The 18,936-nt window shown below is 72.7% G+C and carries 16 protein-coding genes and 1 pseudogene; 8 read left to right on the plus strand and 9 right to left on the minus strand.

Annotation, left to right across the window (positions count from 1 at the left end; translation table 11 throughout):
• Window positions 1–7 precede the first annotated feature (7 nt).
• Both OV079_RS04380 and OV079_RS55560 read right to left on the minus strand, forming a co-directional pair.
• Window positions 8–748 carry a hypothetical protein gene (locus OV079_RS04380; protein ID WP_267766421.1) on the minus strand — a complete coding sequence of 247 codons (741 nt, stop codon included), beginning with the start codon at window positions 746–748 and terminating at the stop codon, window positions 8–10.
• Window positions 745–1,326, minus strand: coding sequence for an RNA polymerase sigma factor (locus tag OV079_RS55560; protein WP_267766422.1), 582 nt, complete (start codon window positions 1,324–1,326; stop codon window positions 745–747). Before OV079_RS55560 ends, OV079_RS04380 begins: the two co-directional genes overlap by 4 nt.
• A 527-nt stretch (window positions 1,327–1,853) precedes the next feature.
• On the opposite strand from OV079_RS55560, the gene OV079_RS04390 reads away from it, so the two are divergent.
• On the plus strand, window positions 1,854–3,035 hold the full coding sequence (locus OV079_RS04390; RefSeq protein ID WP_267766423.1) for a metallophosphoesterase family protein: 1,182 nt from the start codon (window positions 1,854–1,856) through the stop codon (window positions 3,033–3,035).
• Complete coding sequence (locus tag OV079_RS04395; RefSeq protein ID WP_267766424.1) at window positions 2,975–3,838, plus strand: bifunctional metallophosphatase/5'-nucleotidase; 864 nt, start codon at window positions 2,975–2,977, stop codon at window positions 3,836–3,838. Before OV079_RS04390 ends, OV079_RS04395 begins: the two co-directional genes overlap by 61 nt.
• Here the strand turns inward: OV079_RS04395 and OV079_RS60570 are convergent.
• The 3 genes from OV079_RS60570 to OV079_RS57255 form a co-directional block, all read right to left on the minus strand.
• A complete protein-coding gene (locus OV079_RS60570) occupies window positions 3,822–5,123 on the minus strand; it encodes a PAS domain-containing protein (protein ID WP_267766425.1) in 1,302 nt (433 codons plus the stop codon). The two genes, OV079_RS04395 and OV079_RS60570, sit on opposite strands and share 17 nt — an antisense overlap.
• A 114-nt stretch (window positions 5,124–5,237) precedes the next feature.
• The gene (locus OV079_RS04405) at window positions 5,238–5,786 is read right to left on the minus strand and encodes a nuclear transport factor 2 family protein (RefSeq protein WP_267766426.1); all 549 of its coding nucleotides are present in this window, start codon (window positions 5,784–5,786) and stop codon (window positions 5,238–5,240) included.
• 201 nt (window positions 5,787–5,987) lie between these two features.
• Complete coding sequence (locus tag OV079_RS57255; RefSeq protein ID WP_267766427.1) at window positions 5,988–6,344, minus strand: CAP domain-containing protein; 357 nt, start codon at window positions 6,342–6,344, stop codon at window positions 5,988–5,990.
• Window positions 6,345–6,896: 552 nt separating this feature from the next.
• On the opposite strand from OV079_RS57255, the gene OV079_RS04415 reads away from it, so the two are divergent.
• Window positions 6,897–9,983, plus strand: a complete 3,087-nt coding sequence (locus tag OV079_RS04415; protein ID WP_267766428.1) for an ankyrin repeat domain-containing protein — start codon at window positions 6,897–6,899, stop codon at window positions 9,981–9,983.
• A gap of 227 nt (window positions 9,984–10,210) precedes the next feature.
• Here the strand turns inward: OV079_RS04415 and OV079_RS55565 are convergent, their stop codons facing one another.
• A complete protein-coding gene (locus OV079_RS55565) occupies window positions 10,211–10,783 on the minus strand; it encodes a YfhO family protein (protein ID WP_267766429.1) in 573 nt (190 codons plus the stop codon).
• 1 nt (window position 10,784) lies between these two features.
• On the opposite strand from OV079_RS55565, the gene OV079_RS04425 reads away from it, so the two are divergent.
• A complete protein-coding gene (locus tag OV079_RS04425) occupies window positions 10,785–11,915 on the plus strand; it encodes a putative sodium/potassium/calcium exchanger (RefSeq protein ID WP_267766430.1) in 1,131 nt (376 codons plus the stop codon).
• Between the two features lie 277 nt (window positions 11,916–12,192).
• Here the strand turns inward: OV079_RS04425 and OV079_RS04430 are convergent, their stop codons facing one another.
• Both OV079_RS04430 and OV079_RS04435 read right to left on the minus strand, forming a co-directional pair.
• Window positions 12,193–12,387, minus strand: a complete 195-nt coding sequence (locus OV079_RS04430) for a hypothetical protein (RefSeq protein WP_267766431.1) — start codon at window positions 12,385–12,387, stop codon at window positions 12,193–12,195.
• Window positions 12,384–12,737 carry a DUF2304 domain-containing protein gene (locus OV079_RS04435; RefSeq protein WP_267766432.1) on the minus strand — a complete coding sequence of 118 codons (354 nt, stop codon included), beginning with the start codon at window positions 12,735–12,737 and terminating at the stop codon, window positions 12,384–12,386. The genes OV079_RS04430 and OV079_RS04435 overlap by 4 nt, the downstream gene beginning before the upstream one ends.
• Window positions 12,738–13,047: 310 nt before the next feature.
• Between OV079_RS04435 and OV079_RS04440 the strand changes: the two genes are divergently transcribed.
• A complete protein-coding gene (locus OV079_RS04440) occupies window positions 13,048–13,737 on the plus strand; it encodes a glycosyltransferase family 2 protein (RefSeq protein ID WP_267766433.1) in 690 nt (229 codons plus the stop codon).
• Here OV079_RS04440 and OV079_RS04445 read toward each other — a convergent pair.
• Entirely contained in the window at window positions 13,734–14,954 is a 1,221-nt protein-coding gene (locus OV079_RS04445; protein WP_267766434.1) for a hypothetical protein, read from the minus strand. The two genes, OV079_RS04440 and OV079_RS04445, sit on opposite strands and share 4 nt — an antisense overlap.
• A gap of 199 nt (window positions 14,955–15,153) precedes the next feature.
• Between OV079_RS04445 and OV079_RS04450 the strand changes: the two genes are divergently transcribed.
• The 3 genes and pseudogenes from OV079_RS04450 (at window position 15,154) to OV079_RS04460 (ending at window position 18,928) form a co-directional block, all read left to right on the plus strand.
• Window positions 15,154–15,765, plus strand: a complete 612-nt coding sequence (locus tag OV079_RS04450) for a hypothetical protein (protein ID WP_267766436.1) — start codon at window positions 15,154–15,156, stop codon at window positions 15,763–15,765.
• A 10-nt stretch (window positions 15,766–15,775) separates the two neighbouring features.
• Window positions 15,776–17,318: pseudogene (locus OV079_RS04455) on the plus strand (amidase).
• Between the two features lie 341 nt (window positions 17,319–17,659).
• Window positions 17,660–18,928, plus strand: a complete 1,269-nt coding sequence (locus OV079_RS04460; RefSeq protein WP_267766438.1) for a hypothetical protein — start codon at window positions 17,660–17,662, stop codon at window positions 18,926–18,928.
• The last annotated feature ends 8 nt before the right edge of the window (window positions 18,929–18,936 follow it).

Consider the following 18,936-nt stretch of genomic DNA (forward strand, 5'->3'; position numbering starts at 1 on the left):
CGAATGACTATTCGACGATCAGCCGCGCGGGCGGGCCGAGCCACACGAACTGCCCCGATTGAACGTTGCGCGCGCCGCAGGTCACCTCCCACGTGCCGCGGCCGAGGTCGGCGAGGACGTGCAAGGCCTGGCCGCGCCCGTCCTGCGGCGCCGGCTTGCCGCCGAGCATCCGCTGATTCGCGGGCTCGCCCGCCTTGGTGGCCCGCACCGCGACGACCTCGAGCGAATCGTCGCTGCGGCACTGCAAGTAGAAGTGATCGCCGCCGGTGACCCGCAATTCGGCGCCGCCGGCCTCGTCGCCGCGCAGCGCCGGGAATACGCGCACTTCGCCCGCGCCGGTGCCGTCGCCGGCCGGGCCGGAGGGGCGGAAGACGACCAGCAGCACCGCGGCGGCCGCGGCGGCCAGCGGGGCGGTCCAGCGCAGCCAGCGAGTGTTCCGCGGCGCCAGCGGCACGACGTTGCCCGGTCGCGGAGCCTCGGCCGGGGCCGCCTGAGCGGGCCGCGGGAGCTCGGTCGGCGGCGTGGGGGCCGAGAGGGTGGCGAGCGCGTGGGCGGCCATGCGCGAGCGCGCGGCCGGATCGAGCGGCGCCAGCTGTTCGCGCAGCGCGGGATCGTCGGGGAACGCGGCCTCGGAGGTCGTGCGGCCCTCGCCGACGGCCAGCCACGGCTCGGGGATGTCCTCGAGCGCGCGCAGCTTGGCGTCGAGCGCGTCGTCGTCCGGATTCGAGTGGTTCGTCGGGGCCTTCATGCCGTACCTCCCTGGGGCCTCAAGAACTGCGCGAGCCGCCGCAGGAGCCGCGATTTGCGCTGTTGATAGGTCTGCGCCGAGATGCCGAGCCGCTCGCACAGCTCGTCCTGCGACAGTTGCTGGTCATAGATGAGCGCGAAGAGCTCCTGGTCGCTCGGCGACAGCGCGCCCACGGCCCGCTTGGCGTCCATCAAGCGGTCGAGCACCTCGATGCTCGAGCCGGTGGTGTCGCTGGGGTCGGTCGAGGTCATGTCCTCTTCCAGGAGTTCCCAGGCGAGGGCCCGTTTACGACACAGCTTCTGCAAGCAAAGCATCGTGACCCCCATCACGAATCGCCGCAGCGCGCCCTCCTTGTGGACGAAATCGGGGCTCTCGCCGAACTTCCGCAGGACCCTCGCGTCGCGATTAAACAGGTATGTGAGCACCGACTGCACGTCGTCTTCTTTGCTGCGCTCGGGGCCGACGCGGAGCCACGGTTTCCTGTGAAACAGCAGGGCGCGGGCCGCGATGACCGGTGGCTCGAGCTCGGTCACCAGCGCCTGCAGTTCGGCCGGATCGCGGCTGTCGAGCGCGCGCACGAGCTCTCTCGGGTCCAATCGGACATGGCTTCTGGTAGCACGGCGCCGCGCGGTCCACACTGAACGGATTGCTGTGAGCTAGGACGAGGGCGCGGCCCGGTCAGCCGCGCCGGCGTCGAGGGAACTGGTCGCTCCCGGATCTTCGCACGCGAGCCGGGGCCGGGCCGCGGGCCGATCCTCGGCGACGCGGGGCGCGGCTTCGCCCGCGAGGCGCCGGGTCGAGCCGCCGCGACGGTCGCCGAATCGACGGTCTGATGATTGCGACGACGCGAGTGCCCGCAATGCGCCGAGCATCGTCGCGCCGCGAATGCGATGATGCCTCGAGAGACACCCACTCGGCTTCGGAGGTGGAAGCGGGGGCTTTCCCCCGCGATCGCGGGTTCGCGCGGCTCGGGCCAGGCCCCACGACGCCCCGGGGGAAGCTCCAGTGAATGGCGGCAGCGGCGTGAGCTTGGCGCGACCGTGACACCTCGCCGCGGAGCCTCGTGGTATGCACGCCCGACTTCGGGAGCCCAAGACTTATGCAGATGAATTGGATGCAACCCCTGCGCGCGCCCGCGTGGGCGCTCGCGCTGGCGGCGAGCGGGTGCGGTGCGAGCGGCGGTGATTCGGCGACGCAGCCGACGACGACCGACGACACGAGCACGAGCACGACCGACGGCGGGCCGACCACATCGACTACCGACACGCCGCCCACCGGGACGACGAGCACGGACACGACGGCGAGTGAGACGACCGGTCCGGACCCGACCGAGGGCACGACGACGAGCACCACCACGACGGTCGGGACCGACACGACCGACGGCGTCACCAGCACCGGCACCGACACCACGGCCACCGAGACCGCCGGCGAGACGACGGTCGGGACGACCGACGCGACGACCGACGGGACCACCGAGACGACCGGCGAGGAGACCTTCGTGAAGGTCCAGATCGTCGCGTTCAACGACTTCCACGGCAACCTCGAGCCGCCGAGCGGCAGCGGCGGCAAGGTCAAGATCGACGCCAATACGTCGGTCGACGCCGGCGGCGCGGCCTACCTGGCCCACCACGTCGCCGCGCTGCGCGAGCAGAACCCCAACACGATCGTGGTCTCGGCCGGCGATCTCATCGGCGCGTCGCCGCTGGTGTCGGCGCTGTTCCACGACGAGCCGACGATCGAGGCGATGAACGCGATCGGCCTCGACTTCAACGCCGTCGGCAACCACGAGTTCGACGACGGCGCCAACGAGCTGCTGCGCATGCAGGGCGGCGGCTGCCACCCGATCGACGGCTGCGGCGACGACACGCCGTTCCCGGGGGCCGAGTTCCAGTTCCTGGCCGCCAACGTGCTGACGCAGGAGGACCCGGTCGAGACCCTGTTCCCGAGCTACGCGCTGCGCATGGTCGAGGGCGTGCAGATCGCCTTCATCGGCCTCACGCTCGAGGCGACCGGCAGCATCGTCTCGCCGGGCGGGATCGTCGGCCTCACCTTCGTCGACGAGGTCGAGCGGGTCAACGCGCTGGTGCCCATCCTGACCGGCGTCGGCGTCGAGACGATCGTGGTCCTGATCCACGAGGGCGGGCTGCAGAGCGGCCTCTACAACGAGTGCCCCGGATCTCGGGCCCCATCGTCGACATCGTCGAGGGCCTCGACGACGCGGTCGACGTGGTCATCAGCGGTCACACCCACCAGGCCTACAACTGCGTCATCGACGGCAAGATCGTGACCAGCGGGGCCTCGTTCGGCCGCGTGCTGACCGACATCGACCTCGAGATCAGCAGCAAGACCGGCGACGTGACCATGGCCACGGCCGAGAACGTGATCGTCACCCGCGAGTCGGCGGACCCGGTGATCGAGGCGTTCGTCGCCATGTACAAGCAGCTGGCCGCGCCGCTGGCGAACCAGCAGATCGGCACGATCACCGCCACGCTCGAGAAGTCCGCGCCGGACGACTCGCCCGGCCTGTCGACGATGGGCGCGGTGGTGGCCGACGCGATGCTCGACGCCACCCAGGACCCGATCCTCGGCGGGGCCGAGCTCGCGCTCATGAACCCGGGCGGCGTGCGGGCCGACCTGGCCTACCCGAAGTCGGGCGGCGAGCCGGTCGACGGCATCGTCACCTACGGCGAGGCGTTCGCGGTCAACCCGTTCGGCAACAACCTGGTGGTCCTGACCCTCACGGGCGCGCAGATCGACGCGCTGCTCGAGCAGCAGTTCGCCGACGGCCAGCAGGACAACATCCTGCAGGTGTCGGCGGGCTTCTCGTACGCGTACAGCGCGAGCGCGCCGGTCGGGTCGAAGGTCGACCCGGCCAGCATCGAGCTGAACGGGGTAGCGATCGTGCCCGATCAGGAGTACCGCGTCGGCACCATCGGCTACCTGGCCGACGGCGGCGACGGCTTCAGCGTGTTCAAGGCCGGCACCGACCGCGTCGGCGGCGTGACCGACATGCAGGCGCTGCAGGACTACTTCGCCGACCACTCGCCGGTGTCGCCGCCGGCGCTCGACCGCATCACGCTGGTGCCGTGATTCGGCTGGCCCGAGAGACATGCCCGTCGGGGCATGTCCTCGGGGTCATGGCCGCGACGACATGTCCGAACGCGCCGCTCCCGGGCGGCGGGCCGGGCCGGCCTGCAGGCAGCGCTGCAGGGCCTCGTGCAGGTTGCGGTAGGTGACGACGCCCGCGAGCTCGACGCCGGACGAGGTGAGGGCGTCGGCGACGGCGGGCTGGAGGCCGCACAGGACGCCGCGGGCGCCCAGCAGGTCGACGGCGCGGACGAGGCGGAGCAGGTGGTCGGCGGTGGTCTCGTCGAGGGCCTCGACGCCGGTGAGGTCGAGGATGGCGAAGCGCGCGGGTGCGGGTGACCTCGCCCAGGAGCCGCTCCATGATGTGGGCGGCCCGCGCGGCGTCGATGGTGCCGAGCAGCGGGAGGGTCAGGATGTCGTCCCAGAGCTGGATGATCGGCGTCGAGAGCTGGCGGATCGCGCTGTCCTGGCGGGCGATGATCTCGATCTGGGCCTGCAGCTCGTCCTCGCGGCGGCGCTGCTCGGTGATGTCGCGGAAGATGCCGTAGAGGCGGGTCAGCTTGCCGTCCTCGAAGAACGGGACGCCGGCGGCCTGGACGTGGCGGCGGTTGCCGAGGAAGGTGACGATCTCGAGCTGGACGTCGTACGGCTCGCCCTGCATGCAGCGCTCGACCGCGGCCGAGATGATCGGCACGTGCTCGGGGGCGTAGAAGTCGATCGCGGTGGCGAGGTCGGGGACAAAGCCGGGCGGGACCTCGTGGAGGCGGTGGGTCTCCTCGGTCCAGTAGAGCGTGTTGTTGACCAGGTCGACCTCCCAGCCGCCGACGGCCCCGGCGGCCTGGGTCTGGCGCAGCAGCTCGACCGAGCGCCGGACCTCTTCCTGCTCGGCGCGCTCGTCGGTGATGTCGCGGACGACGGCCACCAGCGAGGCGCGGCCCGGCCGCGTCGACGTGGCCTCGCTCTGCTCCTGCCACCAGCGCGTGGCGCCGCCGACCTGCACGCGGTACTCGAAGGTGGCAGCGCCGGCGGTGAGCAGCTGCTCGCGTCGCACGACGCGGAGCTTGTCGCGGTCGTCGGGGTGGACCGCGGCGAGCCAGGTCCCGACCACGGGCGGGACGTCGCCGTCGCGTCCGAGCAGCCGGCAGACGCGGTCGCTGTAGTAGGCGGGGGCGTCGGCGGCGAGCGGGTCGTCGGCGCCGAGGTCCTCGAACTCGAGGACGGCGGCGCCCGAGAGGTGGAGCGCCCGCGTCATGCGGTCGAGCGCGGCTCGTTGCGATTCGGTGGCCATGCGGTGGATACGGCGGGGCGAGGCGGCGCGCGAACGCCTATTGCGCGGCGGAAGACCGTACGGCGGGCCGGACGTGTTGTCCAGCCCGGGCGAGTTGGGGGCCAGTCCGAGCGCTCAGGGCGCAGGCGACTCGAGGCGCACGAAGTCGATCAGGATGAGCTTGCGCTTGGCGATCCGCCAGCCCTGGTTGGTGCGCACGACGGTGTCGAAGTAGGTGCCGTGCGCGACCTCGATGGCGCCGTCCGGATCGATGACGTGCGTGGCGCTGAGATACGACGTCATGGTGCCGGTGTTGCCGTCGAGATCGATGCGGACGTTGCTGATGAGGTGATGGGTCGCGACGTAACCGCTGTTGGTGAACACGTTCTGGACCTCGACCGCCCACGCGTCGGGACCTACCGCCCCGACCCCCGGCGGGCCGTTCGGATCGGCGCCCGGGAAGTACGCCCCGATCTGGGCGTTCGGCGTGAAGCACTCCTTGTAGGTCGCCTTGCCCTTGGCGAAGTCACCATTGCCGATGGCGTCGGTGGCCTCGGCGTAGCAGTAGGTCAGATCGGCGATCTCGGCCCGGTCGGAGAGGCGCTTGCCGGCGTCCTCTCCGCCCTTCTTGGCGTCGGCCGTCGGGCTGATTGCGACGGAGGCGAGGCAACTGACAGCGACCACGAGACTGCGTATCGAACGGTGTTTGAACAGCATCACGAAGTACTCCGGAGCTGCGATTGTAGCGACTGTCCAGCGCCGGCGCCGGCTCCGCCGATCCCACGCAGATCGGTCCATCACCCGTATGCGCGGGCACAGGTGAAGGTGTGACGACTGTCGGCGAGGGTGCGAGTCGGGGACACCGAGCATTCGTGGATGCCACTGTCAGTAGGGCTTCTGCCCGAGGAAGTTGCCGGGGGGATCGTAGTTGCAGACCCATACCTCGGCGTCGCCGCAGGTGGCCACGCCGCAGCCGACGCGCTGGCTGTCGCGCCACATGACCTGCGTGTAATGACCGCACATGCCGCGGCAGCGGCCGGTCTTGGCGTCATAGCCCGCGACCTCGGCGACCCAGGCGGCGACGACCTGCTCGGCGGTCGCAGCCTGGCCGCTGGCGCCGAACAGGTTCTCGCCGTAGCGCTGCGCGTCCGCGCCGGCGCGGGGGCGATGCTGGAGGTCGCAGCGGCGCCGCTGCAGCTTGTCGGCCCACTTCTGGGCGTAGCGCGCCAGCTCGGCGACCACGTCAGCGGGGCGATGTCGAGCTGAGCGCGATGACGGTTGTGCGCGGCAGTGATGCCGGCCAGCCGACCCGGTTCGGGATCGGCCGCGGGCGCGGCGGCGGGCGCGGGCGCGGATGCGGGCGCAGGCGCAGACGTGGAGGGAGTCGGCGGCGGGCCGGCGGGATCTCGGGCTGGCGGCGAGGCTGTCCTCGGGACACGTCGGGGCGGCAGGCGAGCGCGGCGGCGAAGAGGAGCGCGGACGAGCGGCGAGGCACGCGGGCAGTGTAGATCGCCGGGCGGGGCGGCGCCGCGAGGAAAGTGGCACACAGAGGCGGGGCGGGGCGGCGGTGCGGCCGATCGGGTCGCCGTGGCGGGTCGTGGGGCTGCCATGACGCCGAGCTCGCTCGCGGCCGGCCAGGAGGAGGCCCGCGCCGCGGGTGAGGCGGGTGTATCAAAACAATCCATGCGTATCGAAACGATGCATTGCGCTCGATCGTTTTGAGACATGTTCGGTACGCCTGCGGCCACGCGGGGCGGCGCGGGGAGTGGCACGCGGCGTGCTCATGTCGCGGGCATGACCGCCGTCGACTTCCCGACCCGCATGTTCGCGCTCGCCACCACGCTCGAGCGCTCGCCCGCCGACGCCGTGCCGCTGGCGCAGGCGCTGGAGCGCGACCTCTTGGCCGCCGAGACCACCGACCCGATCGAGTTCGGGTGGGCCCGCGATTACCACATCCGCGCGCTGTACCGCCTCGGCCGCGACGCCGAGGGCGTGGCGATGCTGATGACGCCGCCGCCGCGGGTGATGTCGATCTCCACGAAGAACGCGGCCTGGCTGCACTCCGCGGGGGCCGAGATGGCGCTGCGGGCGGGCGCGAAGGCGCAGGTGCGGGCGCTCATCGGCCGCGCGCTGGCGCTGCGGCGCGCGGGCGACGACGCGGAGGGCTGCGGGATGGCCGTCGGGACAGGTTTCGCGCTGCTCGCCCGCGTCGGCGATCCGGCCGAGATCGAGGCGTGGCTGGAGCACGTGGAGGCGCAGATCGAGGCCGCGGGGACGGACGAGCCGGCGCGGGCGATGGCAGAGGCGCTGGCCGAGGTGACGCGGGCGCCGGAGTTCCTCGAGTCGCTGCCGGGCGCGGACGGCAGGCGCGGCGAGTGGGCGCTGCACCGCGCGGCGCTCGAGGGTCAGCTGGCGGAGGTGCGGCGCTTGCTGGACGCGGACGTGCGGGTCGACGCGCGTCACCCGGCCTGGCCGGGGCTGCCGACGGCCCTGCTGGCGGCGAGCTTCCGCGGGCACACGGCGGTGGTCGAGGAGCTGCTGACGCGCGGCGCCGACGTGCACGCGACCAATGTGCAGGGGCGGACCGCGCTGCACCTCGCGGTCGATCAGGAGCACGCGCTGGTGGCGGCGATGCTGTGCTACGCCGGGGCGCCGGTCGACGCGGTCGACTTCCACCGCCACTCGCCGCTGCACGTGGCGGCCTGGCAGGACCACCGCGAGAGCGTGCGCGTGCTGCTGGCGGCCGACGCGGCGACCGAGCTGCGCGACGTGAACGGCGACACGCCGCTGGCGCTGGCGGCGACCGAGCCGGTGCCGGAGGTGGTGCGCGCGCTGTGCCTGGCGGGCGCCGACGTCGAGGCCGTGAACGCGTGCGGGCAGACGCCGCTGATGCGCGCGGCGATGTCGGGCCAGGAAGGCACGGCGGCGGTGCTGCTCGAGGTCGGCGCCGACCCGGCGATCCGCGATCACGCCGGCCGCACCGCGCTCGACTGGGCCCGCGTGGAGGAGCATCGCGGCGCGGCGAATTGTTGCGCCGGCATCTTCGGGTGGTCCGGGGCTGACGCGCCGGGCGCGAACGCGACACGGCTGTCAGGGCGGAGCGCGCAGCGCTGGGGCGAAGTGGTTGAAATTGCAGGTTGCCCTGTCCTTGCAATACGCGGCGGCCGAGGACCGATGCCGACCCCTAACTTTACGCAGCCGACACGTCCGCGCACCCTCGGTGCGCTCACCTTGCCCCTCCTCGCCGCGCTCGCCGGCGCCTGTAGCAGCGCCGCCGTTCAGGACGGCTCCGGCGCCAGCGGCGGCCTCACGGGGCCGGGCTCCGACAGCGGCCCGGGCTCGGGCTCGGCCAACCCGGGCGAGACCGACGGCGGCGGGACCGACGGCTGGGACTCGGGCGACGGGGCGTCGACCAGCGGCTGGGCGCCGACGACGTCCGGCGCCAGCGGCGGTGACCCGGGCGGCAGCACCGGCACGGGCGAGGAGCCGCAGCCGCCGCCGGACGACGGCGACAGCACCTCCGACGCGTCGACCACCGGCGACGACAGCACGAGCACCGGCGAGCCCGCGTGCGACGACCAGACCCCCGTGGTGCTCTACCTGTCGCCCGACGACTCGAACTCGACGTCGTCGCCGGTGCAGGTGCGCGAGGCGGTGCTGTCCGAGTGGGGCTCGCTGAGCTACGTGCCGATCCGGACGTGGGAGTTCCTCAACTACTACTCGTTCGGCTACGCGGCCGCGGAGAAGGGGATGGTCACGGTGCTGCCGGAGATCGCCCGCTTCGCCGAGGACCCCGACGACCAGTACGTGGTCCAGATCGGCGTCGCCAGCGAGACGGTCAGCAACGCCGACCGCCCGCTGATGAACGTGACGCTGGTGCTCGACGAGTCGGGCTCGATGAGCGGCGCGCCGATGGAGCTGCAGCAGGAGGTGTGCCGCACGATCGCCGGCAGCCTGCGGGCGGGCGACATCGTGTCGGCGGTCGGCTGGGACACCGTCAACGCGGTGAAGATGACGAAGTACAAGGTGACGAAGGCGGGCGACCCCGAGCTGGTCGCGCTGTGCGACGCGCTCGAGGCCGGCGGCGGCACCGACCTCAACGGCGGGCTCACGGCCGGCTACGAGCTGGCACACGCGCAGTTCGACGCGGCGCGGATCAACCGCGTGGTGCTGATCAGCGACGGCGGGGCCAACGCGGGCGTGACCGACATCGACATCATCTCGGAGGGCGCCGGCAGCCAGGACAAGGACGGCATCTACCTGGTCGGCGTCGGCGTCGGCACGCCCGACACGTACAACGACGAGCTGATGGACACGGTCACCGACGTCGGCCGCGGCGCGTCGCTGTTCATCCCGTCGGTCGACGAGGCCCACAAGATGTTCGGCGAGCGCTTCGTCCAGACCATGGCGGTCGCGGTCCGCGACGTGCGGGTGCGCCTCGACATGCCGCCGGGCTTCTCGATCGTCAAGTTCAGCGGCGAGGAGTACTCGGCCGACCCCGCGGAGATCGAGCCGCAGCACCTGGCGCCCAACGACGCGATGGTGTTCCACCAGACCGTCGCGACCTGCGCGCCCGCGCTGGTCGACGAGGCCGCCGAGTTCAAGGTCGCCGTCCGCTGGAAGGACCCGATCACGTTCGAGGAGCGCGAGACCGAGGTCGTCAAAAAGATCCAGGAGTCGGTGGCCGCCGAGTCGCCGCTGCTCAAGAAGGGCGCCGCGGTGTTCGCCTACGCCGAGGGCCTCAAGGCCTACCGCGAGGCGCCCGAGGCGGCGACGCTCGCGCCGGCGCTCGCGGTCCTCGCCGTCGCCGAGGCGGCCCTGCCCGCGGACCCCGATCTGGCCGAGATCCGCACGGTCCTCGAGACGCTGGCCGGCGGGTGAACCGGAGGACATGTCCTGGCGGACATGTCATGAGAGGCCCGCGGCCCGCGCCGCGGGCCTCGGCTCGTGGCGCCCGCCGGCGAGCCGGTGCTCGCAGCTGCCTCGTCCTGCGACGGCCTGCAGCCCGGTCGATCTTCAACGGTCGCGGAGCTCGCCGCGAGCGAAGCCGCCTTGGTCCGATGGCTCTTTGGACATGCTCGTAGAGGCATGTCTATGAGGACATGTCCTCATGGACCTGCCCTTCGGGGCAGCCACACGAGCCCGCCGAGCACCAGCAGGGCAGTGACCGCGTAGACGGCCAGCGCGGCGCGCAGGCGCGGGGGGCCGTACTCGAGCTCGACCGTGTGCCGGCCCGGGCCGACGAGCAGGCCGCGGAACAGGTAGTTGGCGCGCAGCACCGTTGCCGGCGCGCCGTCGACCCGCGCGGTCCAGCCGGGTCCCCAGGCCTCGTTCACCACCAGCACGCCGGCGGCAGGGGCGTCGACGGTGAGCGCGAGGCGGTTGCGCGCGAAGACGTCGAGGACCGCGGGCACCGGCGCGTGCTCGGGTCGCAGGTCGGCGAGCGCGGCGGCGTCGTCGGAACCGAGGTGCGGCGCCTCGAGCACCGCGGCGCTGCCGGGCGGCAGGGCGGTCAGGCGATCGAGGGCGTCTTCCTCGCGCTCGACGAGTTCGACCCGCGCGGTCCAGTAGGCCAGCGGGGCGGCCTGCAGCAGCTCGACCGGCTGGCCGGGGATCCAGCGCGACCGCCCGGCGGCGGTGCGCTGGACGGCGGCCCGATGCCCGCCGGCGTACCAGCGCACGTTGGCGGCGGCGAGCAGGCCGGCGTGCTCGCGCGCGCGCGGCGAAGGCCCGCCAGCGGCGCGTGACGAGGGTGCTGTTGCGGCCGAAGATGTCGCGCACGTCGAGGCGCGCGCCGACGCGCCAGCGGTAGTGCTCGTCGTCGGCGACACGCCAGCCGACGCGGTCGTCCAGGCGCGCGAGGGCAGCGTCGCGCGCGAGATCGGGCGGCCGCTGGGCGATCTCGTGGATCTGCCGCGCCTGCACCTTGAGCTCGAGCAGGGCCACGACGATCGCCGCGGGCGCGGCCGCGCGGCGCAGCCGTTGTCGCGCGCTCAGCAGGCCGCCGAGGCACGCGCCGCCGAGCGCGATGAACAGCGCGCCGAGGCCGGTGCTCGTCGGCGCACGGCTCCACGCGAGGGCGACGAGCAGGCCGAGGCAGGCCGGCGCGAACACGAGGACGAGGCGGCGAGCGAGGGCGCGCCGGCGCGCCGGTTCGGCGCGCACGAGGTCGTCGAAGCCGTGCGCGGCGAGGACGGCGACGAAGAAGGCGAAGCCGAAGAAGTACTGGGCGGGGATCCGCCACAGGCCGAAGCCGGGGACGTGGCGGGCGAGGAAGGGCAGGAGGAAGGAGCCGTCGCCGCACGCGAGCAGGAAGAAGAGCAGGGCGCAGGCGGCGTAGGTGATCCGCAGGGCGTCGCGGCGGACCGCGAACACCGCGAGCAGCAGGGCGATGGCGCCGAGGTAGTGGACGGGCGCGCCCTCGCGCCAGGTGCCGGGGGCGAGGGCGTCGAACAGGTGCAGCGGACGCGCGGTCGAGTAGACGACCTCGGCGAAACTGAGCTGCTCGCGCACGGTCTCGGGCAGCCACGCGAGGGTGGCGACGATGCTCGGCAGGGCCAGGCCCATGACGACGGCGACCGCCACGGCACCGGCGGCGGCGACCCGCGCGAGGTGACGCCGCGCGGTCGGGAGGCCGCGGACCACGAGGACGAGCGCGACGATCAGCACGGGGGCGAGGCCGACGAGGTCGCGGAAGAAGTTGGGCGGGTAGCCGGAGAGGAAGGCCATGGCGGTGGCTGCCCCAAAGGCCAGGCCGCTGCGCGGCGAGGGCCGACGCACCAGCTCGAGGCCGGTGAGCACCAGCCACGGTAGCCACACCGGCGACCACAGGCCGGCCGAGTCCTTGGCCTTGGCGACCCGACCCGAGAGCACGAAGGCGAGGCCGCCGAACGTGCTGGCGGAGCGCGAGAGGCCGAGCCGCGCGAGCAGCAAATGAGTCCCGAGGCCGCCGATGGCGACGTGCAGCAACGCCTTGAACAGGACCACCCACGGGCCCTCGCCGAACACCGCGGCGCCGAGCCACACCAGCCAATTGAACGGGTAGAGCACGCCCGTCTGCGGGTCGGCGAGGAAGTCGTAGCCGCCGCGCTCAAAGGGTTCCACAGCGGCATTCGCCGGCGCGCAGGGCGTGCACGGGGACGAGCAGGTCGCCCCAGTGCTCGTTGACGGCGTCCCAGCCGAGGAAGGCCTCGCCGCGGAGGATCGCGGGGTGAAACGCGAGGAACACGCCCGCGTAGAGGCAGGCGAGGCCGAGCCCCGCGAGGAGGCGGCGCGCCGCGGTCACGGCTCCGCGCGCATTTCAGCCGGCGCGTCGGGCCGCGGGCGGTGAGGCTGCAGCGCGAGCTCGCGGACGACGATCGTCAGGCGATCCTCGAGCGCCTTCTGCCCGAGGTAGAGGTTGAAGCACAGGAACAGCAGCACCAGCGAGCTGAGATAGAAGACGAGGTCGACGCCGCGGCCGACGCCGACGCGGTTCGCAAACCAGGTCGAGACGTCGGGGAAGATCACCAGGAAGATGATGGCGGCGAACACCACGGTCATCGCCAGCTTCTGCACCGGCCGCCGCCGCGCTCGCACGAAGAAGTGGAACAGGAGGGCGAGGCTGCCGCCGATGAGCACGAACTGGATCGCCATGGACGCCCGCGGTCGCCGGAGCATCGGGCGCGCGGTGACGGATGTCAATTCGCCGCCAGCGAGCGGAGCGACGGGTGGCGAGGGTACAAACCGCCGCGGTGTTCGCCGCGGTCGTGGCGATGAGTCGCGGTCGCCGAGGCAGCGCCCGAGGTCGAGGCCGCTGCCACCCTCTGCGCTCGCGGCGATGGCTCCGCGGTCGCGGTGGGCGGGTCGGCTCGCCGCGTCCACGGGTTCGCAGCGCCGAGGCCGGGGTCGACCTCCACTCCGCGGCGATTGCTTCGCGGCCCTCGCGGCCCGACAATGCCGGCCGATGTCGCCGGCCTCGCCCGCGGAAGTGACGATCGTGGTGCCCTGCTACAACGAGGGGCCGGTGATCCGCGAGGTGCTGGCCGAGCTGTTGCGCGCCTGGCCGCACGTGATCGCGGTCGACGACGGATCGAGCGACGACACCGCCGCGCGCCTGGGCGACACCGGCGCGACCGTGGTGCGCCACGCGGTCAACCTCGGCCAGGGGGCGGCCCTGCAGACCGGCATCGACCTGGCGCTCGCCCGCGGCGCCCACTACGTCGTCACCTTCGACGGCGACGGCCAGCACCGCGCCGAAGACGTCGCGGCCCTCGTGGCCCCGCTCGCCGAGGGCCGCGCCGACGTCGCGCTCGGCTCGCGCTTCCTCGGCGGCACGGTGGGGATGCCCGAGAGCCGCCGCGTGGTGCTGCGCCTGGCGACCGCGTTCACGCGGGTGGCGGCCGGCCTCGACATCACCGACACGCACAACGGCCTGCGCGCGTTCACGGCCGCGGCCGCGCGGGCGCTGCGGATCACGCAGAACCGGATGGCGCACGCGTCGGAGATCCTGCACGAGATCCGCCGCCTGCGCCTGCGCTTCGTCGAGGTGCCGGTGACGATCCGCTACACCGAGTGGTCGCGCCGCAAGGGCCAGTCGGCCCTCGACGCGCTCAGCATCCTGTTCGACCTGCTGGTCCGGCGGATCATGGGCTAGATCGGCGGGACATGGGCGAAGGGGCATGTCCTCGGAGGCATGTCCGCGAGGACATGCCCGAAGCGCAGGCCGCGATCACTTGCCGATCTTGATGCCGGCGCCGGCCTTGGCCTTGCCGCTGCCGCCGCCGCCGACCGAGACGCCGCCGCCGCCGCCGACCGAGATGCCGGCGCTGCCGCCGACCTTGATCCCGCCGCTGCCGACGTTGACGCCGCCGCCCGAGCCGACCTTGACCGAGCCTCGGCCTTGGCCGAGTGGTCGAGGTCGATGCCGCCCTTGGCCTTGGCGACACCCTTGACGTCGACCTTGGGCGGGGTGACGTCGATCTTCGGCACGTCGACGGCGGCGAGCGCCAGCGCCTCGACCTTGACCGCGGCGCGCAGGGCCGCGAGGTGAGCGGCGGCCAGCGAGGCCGAGACGTCGCCGGCGAACTGCGCGGCCCCGTCGGCGCCGATCTGGATGTCGACCGGCGAGACGTGGGCGCTGACGTACGCGGGCCGGCGCACGTCGAGGGCCCAGCCGAAGAAGGCGCCGGCGCCCGCGTCGGCCAGGACGACGCCGTCGGCCTTGAAGTCGGCATCGAAGCCGCGCTCGAACTTGAAGTCGGCGCCGCCCTCGACCGCCGCCGAGTAGCTGGCCACGACCTTGAGCGCGCCCTCGGCCTCGGCGCGCAGGGTGCCGATGGTGGCGACCAGGACGGCGAGCGAGGCGTCGAGCTTGCTCGAGGGCACGGCCCGCAGCTCGAAGTCGACGCCCGCGCCCGCGCGGATCTCGACGACCTGCAGGTAGTCGAGCTTGCCGTCGGCGTCGAAGTCGACGCGGTGGGCGGCGGCGCCCGGCGCGTTGAGGAACAGCTCGAGCTCGGCGGCGGTCTTGATCTCGCCCTTCGCCAGCAGGTCGACGACGCCCTTGAGGTCGAGGTCCGCGGGCTTGAGCGCGACCTTGGTGCCGATCGCGGCCTCGACGTCGGCGACGGCCTTGAGCGGCGGGACGGTGACCTGCGCGGCCGCGTCGGCGGCCAGCTCGGCCTTCGCGTCGCCTTCGGCTTGGGCCTTGGCGGCCGCGTCGGCGACGGCCTTGGCGTCGAGGTTGATGTCGGCCTTGGCGTCGGCCTTGACGTCGGCCTTCGCCTCGACCTTGCCGTTGCCTTCGGCAGCGGAGTCGCAGGCGAGCAGGAGGACCAAGAACGCGAGGGGTGTGCGGATGGTGGCCTTCATGGCCGGCAGTATCGCCGAGCGCGCGTCGCAGCGCCACCGGGGGCGGGACCGGCGCGATTGGGGCCGCGAGGCCACGCGATGGCGCAAGGAACATGTCGCATGGAACATGTCCCTCAGGATGTTCACAGCGGCGTGAAGCTGATGTCGTAGAAGGTCCAGCTGGCGCACCCGTCGCCTCGACGGCGAGCAGGGACAGCTCGTGCTGGATGTCGTGAAGCACGACGAGGACGGTGAGCCCCGGGCCGGCGGCGAACTCGATCTCGCCGCCGGTGTCGCTGCCGCGGACGCGGAACCGGCCGCTGCTCGGCCCCGACAGGCGGAGCTGGGCCAGATAGGAGCCGCCGGGCACCAGGCCCTTGAGCCAGATCTCCACGCGCGCCAGCTCGGGGTCGTCGTCGGTGAAGTGGGCCAGGTCGGAGTCGCCGCCGAGGACGCGCGCGCCGTGGAAGTCGAGGTGGCCGCGGCCGTCGATGTAGGGCCGGCGCGGCGAGAGGCGCAGATCGCTGGCCCGCAGGTCGTCGCCACGATCGAGCCGCTTGATGTCGACGCCCTCGACCCGCCGCAGGAGATCGAGCAGGTGCGCGTGCGACAGCCGCTCGGGCGGGGCGGCGCGGGGCAGGGGAACGTCGGGCTCGCGGGCGAGCCCGGCGGCCGTCGCCTGGGGCTCGCCGAGCAGCGGGGTGGCGTCGATGACGACGATCGAGTCGAACATCGCCAGCGGTTCAATCGGCTTGCGGTCGGCCATGATTCACCTCCTCATGGCAGAGTCCGCTGGGCCCGCGCCATCGTCAAGCTCGCGCGCCGCGGATAAGCTGCGGTCGATGCGTCGCTCGCTGGCCCTCGTCGTCGCGCTGCTGTGTTCGAGTTGTGTACACGGCGACAAGACGAGGTCCCCTGCGACGCGCGTGCCGATCGACGTGATCGAGCTCGAGCTGGCAGAGGCGCAGCGACGGATGCAGACCGGGGTGCTGTCGTCCGCAGCGTTGACGGCGGCGTACCTCGAGCGGATCGCGGCGATCGACGACGCGGGCCCGGCGCTGGCGGCGGTCGTGGAGGTGAACCCGCATGCACGTACAGAGGCCGAGGCGCTCGATCGTGAACGCGCGCAGGGGCGAGTGCGGGGGCCGCTCCACGGGATCCCGGTGCTCATCAAGGACAACATCGACGTCGCCGGGATGGTCAACTCGGCCGGCTCGCTGGCGCTGGCGGAGCACCGACCGCGGGCCGATGCGCCGCTGGTCTCGCGCCTGCGCGCGGCCGGGGCGGTGATCCTCGGCAAGACGAACCTCAGCGAGTGGGCCAACTTCCGCGCGAGCGACTCGACGTCGGGCTGGAGCAGCCGCGGCGGGCAGACGAAGAACCCGTACGCGCTCGATCGCAACCCGTGCGGCTCGAGCTCGGGCACCGGCGCCGCGATCGCGGCGAGCCTCGCCGCGGTCGGCGTCGGCACCGAGACCGACGGCAGCATCCTCTGTCCGTCGGCGATCCAGGGGCTCGTCGGGCTCAAACCGACGGTGGGCCTCATCCCCGGCGCGGGCATCATCCCGATCTCGGCGACACAGGACACGGCGGGGCCGATGGCGCGCACGGTGCGGGACGCGGCGCTGCTGCTGAACGGGATGACCGAAGGGACAGGTGATTACACCGCCGGGCTCGACGCGGGGGCGCTGCGGGGCAAGCGGATCGGCGTGCTGCGCCAGGCGATGGGCGCCGACCCGCGGCTCGACGCGATCACCGAGCAGGCGCTGGCGTCGCTGCGCGCGGCCGGGGCGGAGCTGATCGATCCGGTGGAGATCGCGACGTGGCAGCAATGGGGCGAGCACGAGTTCGAGGTGCTGCTGTACGAGTTCAAGGACGGGCTCGACCGCTACCTGCGCGAGTCGGGCGCGCCGGTGTCGTCGCTCGCGGGGCTGATCGCGTGGAACCGCGAGCACGCGCGCGGTGATGCCGTGGTTCGGGCAGGACGTGCTCGAGCAGGCGCAGGCGAAGGACGGGCTCGACGCGCCGGCGTACGCGGCGGCGCGGTCCGCCGCGCGGCGGCTGGCGTGGGACGAGGGGCTGGGGGCGACGTTGACGACGCACCGGCTCGACGCCGTGGTCGCGCCGGCGATGGGCCCGGCCTGGCCGACGGACCCTGTCCTGGGGGACAGGATCGGCGGGGGCAGCTTCGGGGCGGCCGCGGTGGCGGGGACGCCGAGCCTGACCGTGCCGATGGGGGAGATCCACGGGCTTCCGGTGGGGCTGGCGTTCCTCGGCAAGCCGCGCGGCGAGGCCGATCTGCTGGCGATGGGCTACGCGTTCGAACAGAAGACGCGCGCTCGCCGGGCGCCGACGTTCCGGCCGACGGTGACGCTCGCGGAGTGAACGCGGGCGAGAGGAGCGTTTGTTCGAACAGAAGACGCGCGCTCGCCGGGCGCCGACGTTCCGGCCGACGGTGACGCTCGCGGAGTGAGCGGGCGAGGGCTCAGATCGTCAGATACTAGCCACGAATCGGCTGAATTCGCCGGTTGCGCGGATTCGCGCGGCGGGCTTTTGAGGGGGCGCGAAAAAAATCCGATCCCCGGGGCGGGTAGCGACACCTCTGGGCCGAACGCGCAAGACCGGCGCCTGCGATCCGGGCCGGGCGATCGACCTCCATCGCCTGGCCTCGGGGTCAGGTCAGGTGCGCCTCGACGACAAGTCTTTTGAGACAGGAGACAAAGAACATGTTCCGAAATATCTCTGGTTCCACCCTCGCTATCGGCCTCCTCGCGACCATCACTGCCGGCTGTGAGGACAACCCCGCGACCGACATCTGCGGCCTGCAGTGCCCCGAGCAAGGGCTCGCCGAGGGCAACGCCTCCATCACGGGATTCGCCAGCGTCGACAGCTTCTTCGCGGCGGTGGTCGGGTTCGACAAGGCGGCGCTCGAGGTCAAGGCCGGGGTCGACGCGGAGCTGCGGGCGCTCGCGGTGTCGCTCGAGCTCGACGCGGGCGCGAGCGCGGCGGACATCCGGGCGGCGCTCTCGGCCAAGTTCTCGGGCGCGATCGAGGGCGGGCTCAAGGTGAAGTACGCGCCGCCGCGCTGCACCGTCGACGCGAAGGTGGCGATCGATGCGTCGGCGAAGTGCGACGCGGAGATCGATCCGGGCATGGCCTCGGTCGAGTGCAAGGGCACCTGCACGGTCGACGCCAGCGCCTCGGCCAGCTGCGACGTGTCGGCCAAGGTGATGTGCAAGGGCACGGCGCCGAACCTGCAGTGCAGCGGCTCCTGCACCGGCACCTGCGAGCTGACGAACGATTTGAAGTGCAACGGCACCTGCAACGGCGAGTGCAGTACGGGGTGCAGCGTGACCGGGCCCGACGGCCAGTGCGCGGGCGAGTGCACGGGCGAGTGCATGGGCACGTGCGAGCTCAAGGCCGGCGCCACGTGCGACGGCAATTGTCAGGGCTCGTGCGAGTACGAGGCGCCGAGCGGCCAGTGCGAGGCGGGAGCGGAGGTGCGCTGCCAGGCGGCGGCCGACGCCAGCGCCGAGTGCAACGGCTCGTGCGACGGCGAGGTGGTGCCGCCGAAGGCCAAGGCCGAGTGCGAGGCGAGCGTCGAGGCCGAGGCGAAGATGCAGGCCCAGTGCACGCCGCCGTCGCTCGAGATCCTGTGGCAGTGGCATGAAGACTTCGAGGACGATGTCGAGCGGGCCAAGTTCAAGGCGTGGGTCGAGGGCTTCCGCCTGCGCTACGCCGGTCTGCTGGCCGCGAGCGCCCGCGCGAAGCTGGTGCTCGAGGCGGGGACCGGGCTCGGGGACGCGGCGGTGGGGCTGGTGACCTCGGTGCAGGCCGACTTCGCGAGCGACACCAGCCTGCGGGCGAAGGTGGGGATCCTCTGCGCGGTGGCCGAGCTCGAGAGCGTGGGCACGCTCATCCAGAGCGGCTCGGGCGCGCTGAGCGGGAGCGTGTCGGCGGTGGGCGAGATCAGCGCGGCGCTGGCCGGGGGCTGAGCGAGAGG

Origin of the sequence: Nannocystis pusilla (assembly GCF_026626665.1) — a bacterium.
Taxonomy (GTDB): Bacteria; Myxococcota_A; Polyangia; order Nannocystales; family Nannocystaceae; genus Nannocystis; species Nannocystis pusilla.